This window comes from Lentzea sp. NPDC092896, from assembly GCF_044754905.1.
In the GTDB taxonomy this organism is placed as follows: Bacteria; Actinomycetota; Actinomycetes; order Mycobacteriales; family Pseudonocardiaceae; genus Lentzea.
Genome location: NZ_JBIVPX010000001.1, coordinates 1,995,228 through 2,009,678 on the forward strand (window position 1 = coordinate 1,995,228; position 14,451 = coordinate 2,009,678).

Annotated in this window: 11 protein-coding genes; 3 read left to right on the forward strand and 8 right to left on the reverse strand. The window is 68.6% G+C overall.

Annotated elements, in window-relative coordinates; translation table 11 throughout:
* Positions 1-35 precede the first annotated feature (35 nt).
* A complete protein-coding gene (locus ACIQF0_RS08835) occupies positions 36-737 on the forward strand; it encodes a FadR/GntR family transcriptional regulator (RefSeq protein ID WP_401026313.1) in 702 nt (233 codons plus the stop codon).
* Here ACIQF0_RS08835 and ACIQF0_RS08840 read toward each other — a convergent pair.
* Positions 715-3,696 carry a TIM-barrel domain-containing protein gene (locus tag ACIQF0_RS08840; RefSeq protein WP_401026316.1) on the reverse strand — a complete coding sequence of 994 codons (2,982 nt, stop codon included), beginning with the start codon at positions 3,694-3,696 and terminating at the stop codon, positions 715-717. The two genes, ACIQF0_RS08835 and ACIQF0_RS08840, sit on opposite strands and share 23 nt — an antisense overlap.
* Positions 3,697-3,792: 96 nt before the next feature.
* Entirely contained in the window at positions 3,793-4,398 is a 606-nt protein-coding gene (locus ACIQF0_RS08845) for a dihydrofolate reductase family protein (protein WP_401026318.1), read from the reverse strand.
* Positions 4,399-4,472: 74 nt separating this feature from the next.
* Between ACIQF0_RS08845 and ACIQF0_RS08850 the strand changes: the two genes are divergently transcribed.
* Complete coding sequence (locus ACIQF0_RS08850; RefSeq protein WP_401026321.1) at positions 4,473-5,336, forward strand: LysR family transcriptional regulator; 864 nt, start codon at positions 4,473-4,475, stop codon at positions 5,334-5,336.
* Here ACIQF0_RS08850 and ACIQF0_RS08855 read toward each other — a convergent pair.
* Both ACIQF0_RS08855 and ACIQF0_RS08860 read right to left on the reverse strand, forming a co-directional pair.
* Positions 5,326-5,874 (reverse strand): DUF1062 domain-containing protein, encoded by a 549-nt coding sequence (locus tag ACIQF0_RS08855; protein WP_401026324.1) that lies wholly within the window; start codon positions 5,872-5,874, stop codon positions 5,326-5,328. The two genes, ACIQF0_RS08850 and ACIQF0_RS08855, sit on opposite strands and share 11 nt — an antisense overlap.
* Positions 5,875-6,004: 130 nt before the next feature.
* Positions 6,005-7,936, reverse strand: a complete 1,932-nt coding sequence (locus ACIQF0_RS08860; protein WP_401026327.1) for an FAD-dependent oxidoreductase — start codon at positions 7,934-7,936, stop codon at positions 6,005-6,007.
* A gap of 268 nt (positions 7,937-8,204) precedes the next feature.
* Here ACIQF0_RS08860 and ACIQF0_RS08865 point away from each other — a divergent pair, with 268 nt between their 5' ends.
* Entirely contained in the window at positions 8,205-9,773 is a 1,569-nt protein-coding gene (locus ACIQF0_RS08865; protein WP_401026330.1) for a GMC oxidoreductase, read from the forward strand.
* 19 nt (positions 9,774-9,792) lie between these two features.
* Here ACIQF0_RS08865 and ACIQF0_RS08870 read toward each other — a convergent pair whose 3' ends face one another.
* From ACIQF0_RS08870 to ACIQF0_RS08885, 4 genes are all read right to left on the reverse strand, one after another.
* Positions 9,793-10,272: a carboxymuconolactone decarboxylase family protein gene (locus ACIQF0_RS08870; protein ID WP_401026333.1), complete on the reverse strand. Its 480-nt coding sequence runs from the start codon at positions 10,270-10,272 to the stop codon at positions 9,793-9,795.
* Positions 10,269-11,348 carry a dihydrodipicolinate reductase gene (locus ACIQF0_RS08875; protein WP_401026335.1) on the reverse strand — a complete coding sequence of 360 codons (1,080 nt, stop codon included), beginning with the start codon at positions 11,346-11,348 and terminating at the stop codon, positions 10,269-10,271. Before ACIQF0_RS08875 ends, ACIQF0_RS08870 begins: the two co-directional genes overlap by 4 nt.
* Positions 11,349-11,416: 68 nt before the next feature.
* Positions 11,417-13,075 (reverse strand): discoidin domain-containing protein, encoded by a 1,659-nt coding sequence (locus ACIQF0_RS08880; protein WP_401026337.1) that lies wholly within the window; start codon positions 13,073-13,075, stop codon positions 11,417-11,419.
* 112 nt (positions 13,076-13,187) lie between these two features.
* Positions 13,188-14,360, reverse strand: a complete 1,173-nt coding sequence (locus ACIQF0_RS08885) for an ROK family transcriptional regulator (RefSeq protein ID WP_401026340.1) — start codon at positions 14,358-14,360, stop codon at positions 13,188-13,190.
* Positions 14,361-14,451 lie beyond the last annotated feature (91 nt).

The following is a 14,451-nucleotide window of genomic DNA, read 5'->3' on the forward strand; positions in this document are numbered from 1 at the left end:
AGTGGCTGAGCCACTTGACCGGTTATCCTGGGACGATGTCCGAGGCACTGCGGCCCATGGTCAAGTCCCGCCTGTACGAGCAGGTGCTCGAACGCCTGCGCGCGCACGTGGTCGAGGCGGGCCTGAGCGCGGGGGACAGGCTGCCCGCCGAGCGCGACCTCGCGGCGAGCCTCGGCGTGAGCCGCGCGTCGGTCAAGCAGGCGATCGTGGTCCTGGAGGTCCAGGGCCTGGTCGAGGCACGGCACGGCGGCGGCACGTACCTGGTGCGCGACACCCTCGACGTCGAACCGGTCGAGCAGCTCGTCGAACGCCGCAAGCGCCTCCCCGAGGTGCTGGAGGCCCGCGAGGCCCTGGAGACCAAGCTCGCCGAGCTCGCCGCCGAACGCCGGACTGACACCGAGCTGGAGACGATCAGCGCCGCACTGGACTACATGCGCGACGAGATCGCCGCCGGTGACAACGGCGTGGAAGGGGATCGCCGCTTCCACGCCGCCGTCACCGCCGCCGCGCACAGCTCGCTGCTCGCCGAGTTCATGAAGACCATCGCCGAGCAGATCACCGAGAGCCGCACCGAGTCGCTGCGCCAGCCGGGGCGCCCCTCCCGGTCACTGGCGCAGCACACGGCGATCTACGAGGCCATCGCCGCGGGGGACGCGAAGAAGGCCGCCGCCGCGATGCGCAAGCACGTGCGCACCGTCGCGAAGGTCAGGCTGCTCACCTGGGTGCCCGAAGACTGACCACCGCCGGCGAGTTGCGCGCCTGCACCACGTGGCTGGTCCCGTCCGCCTTGTGCACGACGAACTTCCAGTCCCGTTTGGACACCTTGCCGGACAACACGACGATCGTGTCGCCGCGCTGGATGATCCGCGTGCGCCCGCCGTCCTCGTACAGCGTGAACTCGCCCTTCGCCCCGGCCGTGACGTGCACGGTCAGCGCGGAGGCCGGGTTCTTGGCGTCGTTGGCGACGTCGTCGCTGCGCTCGACCAGCATGCCGCCCGCGCGCAGGAACACCGGCATGGTGTCCAGGCCCGCGCTCACGGTCGCCCAGGTGTTGCCCTGGTAGACCTTCCCGGTGAAGTAGTCGGTCCACTGGCCGGGCGGGAACCAGACCCGCGTCTCACCGACGGCACCAGGCGTGGTGATCGGCGCGACCAGCAGATCCGGCCCGAGCAGGAACTGGCTGTCCACAGTGGAGTACGCCTCCGGGCTGCCCGGGTACTCCAGCCAGGCCGGACGAACCAGCGGCACACCCGTTCGCGACGCCTGCTCGGCCACCGAGTAGATGTAGGGCACCAGCCGTTCCCGCAGGTTCAGGAACTTCGTCGCCGACGCCTGCGCGGCCGAGCCGTACTGCCACGGCAACCGGTCGCTGTGGTTGCTGTGCAGCCGCGTGATCGGCTGGAACGCGCCCAGCTGCACCCACCGCGCGTACATGTCGTCCGGCATCTTCGTGGTGTAGCGGAGCTGGCCGTTGTCCAGGTACTGCTCCGACCCGCGCAGGCCGGTCGTGTCGTTGTGGCCACCGATGTCGTGGCTGATGTTCGACATCCCGGTCGCCACGCCCTCGGCCGAGGTGTAGCCGATCGTCGCCTTCAACGTGCCCCACGTCGACGATGTGTCACCGGTGAAGTGCAGCGTCGTGCGCTTCTCCGCCCACGGGCCCGTCGGCAACGGGCCGGACCCGCTGTACCCACCGGCCTGCAGGGATCCGAATCCGCGCGAGAACGCGAACGAGCCGATCTTCGAGTACTGCTCGTTGATCCACGTGTCCGGCGTGACGCCGCGCAACGACGAACCCGAGCCGTCGCAGCACCAGTCGAGCCACCAGAAGTCGGTGGGCATGGACTTGTGCAGGTCCAGGTAGGCGCGCAGCTGGTCGGGGTCGGCCCAGTCGAACAGGTAGCAGTCCGCGCAGGAACCCTTGGCCAGCTTGCCCTTCGCGGTCGCCTGGGCGCGGGCGAAGTCCGGGTCGCTGCCCTGGATGCTCGGGTGGATGTTCAACGTGCTGTGCAGGCCTTCGGAATGCGCCCAGTCCAGGAACCCCTGCGGATCGGGGAACTTGGCCCGGTCCATCTGCCAGCCGTTCCACGTGTTGCCGGCCTTGAAGTCGGTGTCCACCACCAGGACGTCCAGCGGCACGCTGTGCTGCCGGAACGCGGGCAGGATCCGGTCGCGGAAGTCCGCGGCCGTCCGGTCGATGTACTCGGAGTACCAGACGCCGTAGGCCCAGCTCGGCAAGAGCTTCGGGCCGCCGGTCAGCGTCGCGAGGTCACCGAGCGCCGCCTTGTAGTCCTGGCCGTAGCCGAACACGTACCCGTCCTGGTACGGCTGCGCGCCCCGGTCCGCTCGTGAGGTTCCGTTGCGCAGAGCGGAAGTCGTGTCGTCCAGCAGGTACCAGCCGTCGCGGTACATCAGGCCCGGAGTGAGCTGCGGGGCACCGTTGTCGCCGTTGTAACCGTCGAGCGAACGCCGGTACCCGCCCAGCGCGAGGTGCTGCGTCGAGGTGTTGATCCCGAGGGTGTCCAGGTTGACGTGGCAGCCGGTCGCCGGGCACGTGACCGTGAGGTCGGAAGTGCCCGCGGGCAACGAGACCTGAGACGTCGCCGTGCCCCACGTCGCCCAGTTCGCCGTCGTGGGCAGCGTGATCGCCTGCCCGTTGAGCAGCACGGTCCGCGGTTCGTGCTTGCCGTCGCCACCGACACCGTTGGCATAGCGCAGGGTCACCGGATACGTGCCCGCCGCCGGCACGCTGGTGACGCGCTGGCTCAGCCGCGTGCCGCCGACCAGTTCGGCGACGAACCCGGTGCCCGCGAAGCCCGCGTGCTCGACCGCGATCTTGGCCGCGCCGCTCAGCACGCCGTTCTCGGCCTCGCAGCTCGTGCCGAACCGGCAGTCGTCGACGGCCCTGACGCTCGGATAGGCCTGATCAGGAGCGAGCAGAGCGAGGCTGTCGACGTTGACGTTGCCCGAATCGGCCGCGCCCCGCGTCAAGGAGACGCGGTGCTCGCCCGCCGACAGGTCGACGTCCGTGGAGACCTGCTGCCAGGTGTCCCAGTTCGCGGTCGCCGGCAGGGTGATCTGACGAGGAGCCTGCCCGTCGACGCCGAGCCGGAGCGTGCGGTTCTCGTGCTTGCCGTCGCCGCCCTGCCCGTTCGCGTACTTCACGACGACCCGGTGCCGGCCCGCTGCCGAAGCGCGCACCGTCGCCGTGATCCCGTTGTTGGTGTACGAGAACCCGGCGGCGAAGCCGGCGCCGGTGCTCCCGGCGTGATCCGCCGCCACCAGCAGGCCCTCGCGCTGCGCGTCCTCGGCCTCGCACAGCTGCCCGGTCGCACAGACCACCCGCCGCCACGGGGACGCGGTCGTGCCGGCCGTCTTGATCTCGAGGTTGTCCGCGCGGAACGGCCCGGAGTCCACGCGGTAGCGCACGGTCAGGGCCGAGGTGGCGATGGTCAGCCACCCGTCCTGCACACGGGACGTGTAGGCCGTTCGGGGGATCGTGCGGTTTACAACGTTGTAAGTGGCCTGGTTCTCAAAGGTGCTGTTCCCGGCGAACTCGGACCGGATGAGGGTGGGGGAGAGGATCTGGAACCTGGCCTGCCCGGAGACGACCGTGCCGTTCGGCTGGGCGGTCGCGGGGGTGGGCAGGGCCAGAGGCAGCAGGGCTAGCAAAGCGACGATCTTGCGTTTCCGCATTCGTGCTCCTCGTCTGACGCCGTCGGCTTCCGAGGTGTTCAGGTAGCTGAACCTTCCTCACCTTGGCGTGACGTTGTGGAGCGATCAAGACGCCAATCAGCGCACGACCCGATACGTCACATGCGTGAACGCCGTACCCGCACGGGAGTCGATCTGCTCCAGGTTCAGCCCGGGAACGCCGTCGAACAGCCGCGTGCCGGCGCCGAGCGTGATCGGCACGATCCGCAGCCGCAGCTCGTCGATCAGGCCCGCGGTCAGGTACTGGTTGATCGTGGACGCGCCGCCGTGGATGGAGATGTTGCCGTCCCCGGCCGTCTCGCGGGCGAGCTTGAACGCCGCCGCGATGCCCTCGGTCACGAAGTGGAACGTCGTGCCGCCCTCCATCGGCTGCGGGTCGCGCGCGTGGTGGGTGAGCACGAAGACCGGCCCGTGGTACGGCGGGTTGTCGCCCCACCAGCCGTTCCACTCGCGGTCCCAGGAGCCGCGCACCGGGCCGAACATGTTGCGCCCCATGATGAACGCCTTCGTCTCGGCGAGACGGTCCATCTGCCACTTCTGCTCGTCGGGGTCCTCCATCCACGCGTGCAGCTCGCTGCCCCAGCCGTCGCCGCCGTCGTCACCGAACGGGCGGTCCTCGGTCTGGCCCAGCCCCGCCGCGTAGCCGTCGAGGGAGATCGAGAGATCGCAGGTCACCTTGGTCATGCCCCCAGCCTGGCCCGGCCGATCCATGCCGTCCAATGCCAAAAACGCCGGGCTCTCATTGATAGCCTTGATGAATGCTCAGCCTGGTGCACCTCAAGGTGCTGGCGGCGGTGGCCCGGCACGGCTCGGTGACCGAGGCGGCCAAGCAGTTGCACTACTCCCAGCCGTCGGTGAGCCATCACCTCGCGAGGCTGGAGGCGGAGACCGGCGTGAAGCTCGTGCAACGCGTAGGCCGCGGCATTCGCCTGACACCCGAAGGACAACTGCTGGCGGCTCGCGCGGCCGAGATCATGGGCCGCGTCGACGCCGCCACCACCGAACTGGCCGCGCAGGTCGGGCTGCGGTCGGGACGGGTCAGGCTGGCCGCCAACGCCTCCGTCGCCGCGACGATCGTGCCGAAGGTGGCCGCGGCCCTGGCCGAGAAGCATCCCGGGCTGGAGCTCAGCCTGGTCGAACGGCATCCGGTCGAGGCGTTGCGGATGCTGCGGCACGGCGAGATCGAGATCGCCCTCGTCTTCCGGCACCCGGACACCCCGATCGAGGAGGGCTTCCGGTTCGTCCACCTCGGTGACGACCCGATCCACCTGATCAGCCGGCAGCCGGACGACAGCCTGGCGAACCACCGGCACTCCGCGTGGATCGGCGGCTGCGACGCTTGCCAGGAGGAGTTGGAGACGGTGTGCCGCAGCGAGGGCTTCACACCCCGCGTCTCCTCGCACAGCGACGACATGGTGGTCGTCCAGGCCCTCGTCGCGGCGGGCGCGGGCGTCGCGATCCTGCCGGGCCTGGGTCTGCGGGCCCACCGACGGCAGGACGTGCACGCCACCGAGCTGACGGGCTTCCACCGCCAGATCCACGCCGCCACGTACGGCGACCCGCCCGATCCTCCGGGCGTGGCCGCCGTACTGGCCGCGCTGACGGGAACTGTCAGCGTTTGAGCGTGAAGGTGAAGTCGCCGGAGACCTTGCCGGTCAACCGGATCGCCGACACCACCTTCCCCTCGACGATCAGCCGCTCGACCTCGGCCCGCGACAGACCGCACGCGTCGGCGATCAGCCGCACCGGCCGGACCGGAATCCGCGCCCCGAACCGCACCGCCACGTCGATCACCTCCTGTTCCAGGTGATCGGACCCGCCGGTGTCGAGCCGCCACGCGCCTTCCCAGTCGAGGGAGACGCGGTTGCGGTGCTGCAGAACGGGATCCTGCAGCAGTTCGGGCACGAGCGTGAGGTCGTTGCAGTGCAGCCGGTCCAGCAACGCGGGCCGGACCGAACGGACGTGCGCCCGCTCGAAGATCGTGAGCTTGGCCGTGTCCCCGCAGCCGGTGCAGAGGACGAGGAGCCAGGCGTCGAGGACCTTGTGGTTGGCGTTGACGCGGAACTTGCCGCTCGCCCGGAAGCGATCGGCCGCGCACACGTGACAACGACGGCGGACCAGGGGAAGACGGGTGGGCACGACGGCCCAGGTGATGAGCACAGCAGTACACCGATCGGTGAGAAGACCGCAGCAAGAGGAGCGCGGCGCTCAAGAACGCGTCGCGCAACGAGAACCAAGTGCTTGGGGAGGTCTCACACGGTGTACAACGGCACGTCCCAGCCTCGACGATTCAGTCAGGCAGGAAGGTAGCGTCCCTGGCCGGTGCCGCTCCATTCAATTTCGGCGGGGTCGCGGCGCCGAGCACGCTCTCGAGCTGTTCCCACCTCGTCACGAGGTCCGAGAGCATCAGCATCATCACGTCGGGGAAGGCGTACAGGAAGCTCTGATAGCGGTAGTGGTCCAGGTAGAACACCACGACGTCGTCGGTCAGCGCCGTCACCGAGGTGGTGCGGGCGTTGAAGAACATGTCGTAGTGGCCGAGCAGCGCGCCACGGCCGAGCACCGCGCGTTCGTAGATGCCGCCGAAGTCGATCTCGATCCGCCCGGCCGCGACCAGGAACACCCCGTGCGCCTCGTCGTCCTCGTGGAAGAGCACATCGCCTGCGGTGTAAGGGATCTCGTCGAACATCGACGCGAGCGTCTCCAGTTCGGAGTCCGCGAGCGCGTCGAACAACCGCACCCCGTGGGGATCGACGCTGCACCGCAGGCACGCCACCCGTTCGGTGAGTTCGGACGAGGTGATGTGGTTCATCCGCATCCGCACGAACCGCAGCATCCGGTCGGTGTTGCGGGACTGGGCGCGTGACTTCCCGGCGCTGGGCGGGGTGTAGAGGGTCGAGTCGCCGCTGATCCGCGCGGCCTCGCGGCGGCCGGACTCGTAGGCGCTGTGCACACAGCCCCAGTGGTACGGATTCGTGCCCTCACCGGCGAAGAACAGCCTGTCGCCGACCGGTTCGGCGAGGGTCGCGATGTCCTTGGACGACGAGCCGACGCCGATGCACGTGTAGGAACCGAGCGCGTACGGATCCGACGACCACGTGGTGCGCGAAACGGAGTCAGGAGCGGGGGCGTCCGTGCCGAAGAGGTCCTGGACGACCTCGGTCGCGTACGCCGAGACGTCCTCCGCGGACCAGGTCTCCATCTCACGGCCGAGCGAGGCGCCGAGCAGCATCACCAGGATCGCTTTGCCGTGCGACTTCCACATGCTGATGACGACGGTGGGGTAGCGGTCCGTGTCCCGGCACAGGTAGCCGAAGACGTACTGGTCCGTGGGCCAGAACGGCGCGGAGTAGTGCAGCGCGATCTTGTTCAACGTGCCGAAGCCGAGCCGGGCGATCGCGGACTGCTTGGCCTCGGGCAGCGGTGGCCAGAACTCCACGGCGCCGGCCTTCAGCACACCGAGCGGCAACGTCACGAGCACCTTGTCCGCCTCGAACACGCCCTGGTCCGTGAACACCTGGCCTTCCTCGACGTGCGTGACCACGTGTCCCAGCCGGACGTCGAGCCCGTCGGCCAGAGCGTCCACAACGGACTGATAGCCCTGGTGCAACGTGCTGTCGCCGTAGCCGTAGACGAGGTAGCCGTCTTCCCAGTGCTTCAACGAGAGCTTGTCGGGATCCTCCGCCGCGTCCTCGCGCAGGATCACGTTCAGGTGGTACCGCACGGCCTGTTCGTCCTCGGAGGACAGCCGGCGCTCGGCGAGGATCTGCCGCATCGCCTCGCCCAGCGAGACATCCGGATGATCTCCCTTTCGTGCCACCGCCGCACGGTGTTCGAGTTCGTGCAGCACCTCGTCGGCCAGTTCCAGGGTGCGGCTCTTGTAGCGGTGGTTCACCGCCCGCCGGTCCGTACCGAACAGGTCGAGGCTGTCGAACCCGCCGGTGTAGGCGCTGTCCCCGCCCACGTAGCTGTACGGGATCCCCAGGTCCTCGACCAGTTCGGTGATCGGGTTGCCGTCCGTGCCGTGGATCCAGTGCGCGCCCAGGTCGACCCCGTGCTCGTCGGTCCAGATCCGGCCGCCGACCCGGTCCCGCGCCTCGAGCACGGTCACCAGATGGCCGAGTTCGTGCAACGCGCGTGCCGCTGCCAGGCCGGACACTCCCGCACCCACCACCAGGACGCTCGCTCTCGCGTCCTCACCACCATCAGATACCGAGGGCATCGCTCGATTGTCGGGCGGCCATGCGTGGCCGGACATTCCCGGATCGTGTGGTCGTACTGGGCCGTACGGGTTGTCCGCGGGACACCCGGATCTCGTCGTCAAGACGCTCACCTGCGCCGCGCACCTGGGCGAACCGGGACTACCAGGTAGTGACTTGATCTACAACCGCCGGTATAACTTGTTCTCATGCGCCCACAGTGAGGAAGATCACATGACCCACACAATGACGTGTGACAACGGTTTCAAGGGTCCTTCACGACGTTCGTTCATGGCTGGAACAGGTTCTATTCTTGGAGCTGTCGCCCTCGGGGGCGTCGCTCCGGTGGCCCAGGCGGCGGCCTCGATCGCCGACGCGGCCGTCATACCCGCGCTGGTGATCGGCACGGGCTACGGCGGAAGCGTGGCGGCCCTGCGTCTCGCCCAGGCCGGTGTCGACGTCCACATGGTCGAGATGGGCATGGCGTGGGACACCCCCGGCGCGGACGGGAAGATCTTCGCGAACACGACGACCCCGGACCAGCGGTCCTTCTGGCTGCGCACCAAGACGAAACAGCCGCTGAGCCACTTCCTGGGCATCCCCATCGACAAGACGATCCCGCGCTACACGGGCATCCTCGACGCCGAGGAGTTCGCCGGCATCACCGTCTACCAGGGACGCGGCGTCGGTGGCGGCTCGCTCGTCAACGGCGGCATGGCCGTGACGCCCAAGCGCGAGAACTTCGGTGACGTCCTGCCGACGGTGAACGCCGACGAGATGTACAACACCTACTACCCGCGCGCCAACGCGGAACTCGGCGTCAACCTGATCAGGGCGGCCTGGTTCGACTCGACCGAGGCCTACCAGTACGCGCGGGTCGGCCGGAAGCACGCTCAGCGGTCGAACTTCCCGTACGTCTTCGTGCCCACCGTGTACGACTGGAACTACATGGAACAGGAGGCGGCCGGCACCGTGCCGAAGTCGGCGCTGGCCGGCGAGATCCTGTTCGGCAACAACTACGGCAAGAAGTCGTTGCAGAAGACCTATCTCACCAAGGTCAGGGCGACCGGCCGGGTCGCCATCTCGCCGCTGCACCGGGTCGTCAACGTCATGCCCGCGACGGGCGGCTACAAGGTCACCATCGAGCAGCTCAACACCAATGGCGACCCGATCGCCGTCAAGGAGATCACCGCGGCGAAGGTGTTCTTCGCGGCCGGCAGCGTCGGAACGAGCAAGCTCCTGGTCAAGCTGAAGGCCACGGGCGCGTTGCCGAACCTGAACGGCGAGGTCGGCAAGGGCTGGGGCGACAACGGCAACGTGATGTGCGGCCGCGCGAACCACCTGTGGGACCCGACCGGCGCGCTGCAGTCGTCCATCCCGACGCTGGGCATCGACAACTGGGCGGCCGGCGGCGCGTTCGCCGAGGTGGCACCACTGCCGACCGGTATCGAGACCTACGCGTCGTTCTACCTGTCGATCACGAAGACCCCGAACCGCGGGCAGTTCACCTGGAACGCCGCCGCGGGCAAGGTCGACCTGAACTGGCAGACGGCGTGGAAGGAGGTCTCGATCAACGCCGCGAAGTCCATCTTCGACAAGATCAACTCAAAGGAGGGGACGATCTACCGGACCGACCTCTTCGGCGTGTACAAGGTCTGGGGCGACCACCTGACGTACCACCCGCTCGGCGGCGCGATCCTCGGCAGGGCCACCGACAACTACGGTCGCCTGCAAGGGTATCCCGGGCTGTACGTCATCGACGGGTCGTTGATTCCCGGCAGCACCGTGGTGAACCCGTTCGTCACGATCACGGCGCTGGCCGAGAGGAACATCGAGAAGATCATCGCGACCGATCTCTGACCGGTCGCGAGTGGACTGTTCAGAACTTCGGTAGCACGCACATGGCGTCGAGGCCGAACACCCGGTTCAGCCTGCCGAACACGAGCCAGGCCCCGACGCTCATCGTGAGTTCCACGATCTCCACCTGGGTGTAGTGCGCGGTCATCCGAGACCAGAACTCGTCGTCGAGACCGTGGTGATCCAGTGCGTACCGCTCGGCGTACTCCGCGGCCAGCCTCGCCCGGTCGTCGAAGGCGTCGGTGGTGCGCCACTGGGTCACCGCGTCGATGAAGTCGTCCTCGACCTTCACACCGTCGCGTTCGGTCCGCCAGTCGAGGCAGAACATGCAGCCGTTGATCTGCGCGATCCGCAGCCGCGCCGCCTCGAACTCGCGCAGACCCAGCGTGGTGTGCTGGTAGACGGCGAGCGAGAGGTTCGCGGCGGAGATGCCGATGCCCGGCACCAGTTCGCCCCACACGTACCCGATGGGGTCCTTGCCCTCGGGGATGTCGATGTTCACGGCTTGCTCCTTCCGAGCTTGCCCGCGACGGGACGCAACGGGACGTCGAGCGCGTCGTAGAGGCCGGGCTCCGCGGCCGCCAGCCAGTCGATGGCGTTGACGATGCGGCCGACCGCGGTGGCGTTGCCGCCCGCGGACCGGTTCTCGCCCTCGTCGACGGCCTCGACCGACACCTCGATGCGCGGCCGGCCCTCGATGATCACCTTGTGCGCGCCGTCGCCGGACGGTGGCATCGGCCAGTCCGTGGCGCACGAGTTGTGGATGCGCGTCACGTGTTCGATGACGATCAGCGGTTCGCCGCCGACGATGCCCTGCACCTCGAACCGGATCGCGCCCTGCGTGCCCGCCTCGAACTCGCCCATGGTCCGCGTCGTCACGGTCTCGTCGAGCGCGCGCCGGTCGACGGTCTCGCGGATCTCGTCGAGCTCGACGCCCAGTGCCCGCGCCAGCAACCGGATCTGCCCGCCCCACACCATGGTCGGCACCGTGGGCATCAGCATCGGTGCCTGGTAGTCGAGCGGCTGCCCGAACCCGATCAGCCACCGCACCGCGTCGGGCTGGTCGTAGGTGGAGTAGTCGAAGATCTCCTGGCAGCGGACGGCGTCGACGGTGCTGCCCAGGCCGCTGATCATCAACGGCAGCACGTCGTTGCCCCAGCCGGGGTCCACGCCGGAGACGAACAGCGAGCCGCCGCCCTCCTCGATCGCTTTGAGAACAGGTTCTCGAAGCTCCGGAGGGGCGCTGTGCGGGTCGTAGAGCGCGTAGAGGGACGGCGTGACGACCACCGCGCCCGCCCGGATCGCCTTGGTGATGTCGGCCAGCGCGTCGTCGGGACGGATGTCGCCGGACGCCGCGTACACCACCGCGCGCGGACTCGCGGCGAGCACCGCGTCGATGTCGTTCGTTGCCGCGATCCCGAGTTCGGTGTCCAGCCCGGCGAGATCGCCCGCGTCGCGGCCGACCTTCTCGGGGTTGTGGACGACCACGGCCGTCAGTTTCAGCGCCGGATGGGCATCGACGGCGCGAATGGCGGCACGGCCGACGTTTCCCGTACCCCACACCACTGTGGCGATCATGTGGTGCAGATTACCTAGAACACGTTCTAGTTGTACAGTGCCCATCCGGCGAGAACCTGCGGGCGTGATCAGGTGTAGAGCTTCACCCCCGACAGCTGCCCCGCAGGCCAGCCCGTGTTTCCGGTGAAGGTGAGCCGGACGTGCCGGACCTGCGTGCCGGGCAGGGTGGCCGTGGCCGAGTTCCCGGTCGCGGGGTCGAACACGTACCCGGCCGACGGCGCGAGCGGGCTGAACGTCTGGCCGTTGGTACTGCCTTCGATCGTCACGGTCTGGGTCCGCCGTCCCCAGGCCGGGTTCGGTGGGAGCGTGAGCACGGCGCGTTTCAGGGCTGCCGCCGCGCCGAGGTCGACCTGGATCCACTGCGGGAAGGCGTTGTTCGCGCTCTCCCAGTAGGAGTGCGGGTCGTTGTCGACCGCGAACCCGCTGCCGTAGTGCTGGGTCTGCGAGCTCTGGGTCGTCGGGCGTCCGGCGGCCAGGTCGACGTCAGGGGTGGGCGGCCCGCCGATCCACGGCTGGGTGGGCCGGGTGGCGGTCAGCGCGATCTGGCCCTTGAGCATCCTGCCGCCGTCGCCGGTCAGCCTCATGTAGTAGTCGGCCGAGCAGCGCGTGCCGTCCTCGTCCAGAGCGAGGTACCCGGACCCTGCGGGCACGTCGGCCAGCGTCTCGGCGGTCTTGCAGATCTGGTTGCCCTCGTTGAACTCGTCGAACATCGAGATGTAGATGCCTTGTGCGCCAAGGCGGACCATGTTGTAGAACTGGCGCCACATGAAGTCGCCGTGCAGTCGTTGGCGCGACCCCACATCGCCCGGCAGCACGCACGGCTGGTAGTCGATCCCGCGCGCGTTGCACTCGGCCTGGTCGGGGCTGTTCACGTTGGTGTAGAAGCGATCCGTGTCCGCCGGGGTGCCGATCCGGCCGACCATCCACGGCGAGAGCATGTCAAAGCTTCGATACACGTTCGCGAAGCCCTGCCGCGAGTCCTCGATCTCCAGCCGCCAGTGGGTCGGGACGCCGCCGATCACGTAACAACCGCGCGCCTTGAACCAGTTGACGACGTCCTGACAGGCCTCCGGCCCGAACGGACGGCCTGGGTCGTTGAACCCGAAACCCCAGACGCACACGACGGGTTTGCCGTTCTGCCGGGCGTAGGCGGGGGAGGACGTGTAGGCGGACATCTTGTTCAGCCAGTCGGTCTTGATCTCCGACTGCATGTTCGTCCAGTTCGTGACGTCGTACATGATGTAGAACTTCCGCCCGGTCGCCTCGGCCGCCGGCCGGACGTGCGCGGTCACGGCGTCGCGGATCGGGCCCTCGCCGCCGGTCGGGTTGAAGCGCTGCAACGCCGCCGTGTCGATGTTGTTGTCGCGCATCCACTGGAAGTGGACGTCGACGGTCTGCCGGTCGTAGTTGGAGAAGAGCGTGGCGGGCCGGCCGTCACCGAGGTTCGCGAACGCGGTCTGGTACGTGCGCGCGTAGTCGCGGACGTCCGGCCACGCGACGATCGAGCTGGTGGGCGGCGCGGGCGGCTGGCTCCAGTTGTCGTTCCAGTGCCACCAGCCGTCGATGGGGGAGTTGTCTCCCCGGCAGGCGAACCAGCCCTGGTATCCGACGGTGATCTTCCCGACGACGTCGCCGGGAGAGCTGGCCGCGTGCGCGGGGGTGGGCAGGAGCCCCAGCGCGGGGGCGGCGAGCGCGGTGCTGAGCAGTGTTCGGCGTGACAGGGACATCGCGAACTCCTTTGTCGGCGATTCGACTCCAGAGTGCAAGATGTGAACAGGATCACGCAAGAATTTGACGGACCGGAACTACCGGCATCGACCTCGAGAAACCGGTTTTTGATCAAACCTTGTCAATAGTCAGCAGGTTCGGCGCCTCGGCGAGAACCAGCGCGGCGGCACCCCTGGCGCTCGCGCTGTCGCCCAAGGCGCTGTCGATGACCCGCAGCTCGCCGTGCAGGTCGCTCAGCGAGTTGCGCCGCAACGCCCGGTGGATCGGATCGAACAGCACATTGCCCGCCGCCGCGAGCTCGCCACCGACGACCACGAGCGTCGGGTTGAGCGTCATGACCGTCATGGCGAGCGTCCGGCCCACGGCCTCGCCCGCGTCCTCGACCGCGCGCACTGCCCCGCGGTCACCGTCCCGCACCAGCGCCATCAGCTCGGTGTGCGAGACCGTCCTGCCCCAGCCGCGCGACAGCAGCCGGGCGATCGCAGCCGGGCTCGCGATGGTCTCCAGGCAACCCCGGTTGCCGCACCGGCACACCTCGCCGCGCGGGTCGACCGAGATGTGGCCGAGTTCGCCGACCAGACCGTCGTGCCCGAGCAGCATCCGCCCGTCGCACACCACACCGGCGCCGATGCCGGCCGACAACCGCAGGTAGACCACGTCGTCGCAGTGCCGCGCCACGCCGTACCGGCGCTCGGCCACGACACACGCGTTGGCGTCGTTGACGACCAGCGTGCGCAGGCCCGTGCGGCCGGTGAGCATCTCCGCCGGTTTCGTCCCGGCCCAGGCGGGCATGATCCCGTCGGCGCGCGGCATCCCGGTGCGCCGGTCGACCGGGCAGGCGATGCCGACGCCGAGTCCGAGCACGGAGGCCCGTTCGATCTCGGTGTCCTCCAGGGCCGCCTGGACCAGTTCGGCCGCCGCGGCGACGGTGTCCTCGGCCGAGCTGTCGACGTCCACGTCCGCGGTGTCGTCCCAGATCGGGGTTCCGGCCAGGTCGCTCAGGATCAGCCGGGCGTGGTCGTGGCCCAGGTCGAGCCCGAACGCGTACCCGGCGGACGGCACGAGCGAGACGACCAGGGGCGGACGGCCGAGGCGGGACGCCACCGAGCTCTGCTCTCGCACGAGACCCTCGCGGGCCAGGTCCGCGACCAGCGAACTGATCGTCGCCCTGGAGAGTCCGGTCAGCTGCAGCAGATCGCCTCGGGAGACCTCCCCGACCTCGCTCAACGCCTGGAGAACGCGCAGGCGGCCGAGGCGCCGCATGTTGGCCGGAGTCGCTGACACCGATCGACTTTAGCAATCGATTTCTTCCGACTTTGAGCGAAAGTTTGTACCGGAACTCGCGAAAATTCTTGACTTGTGTCCGCGATCGACG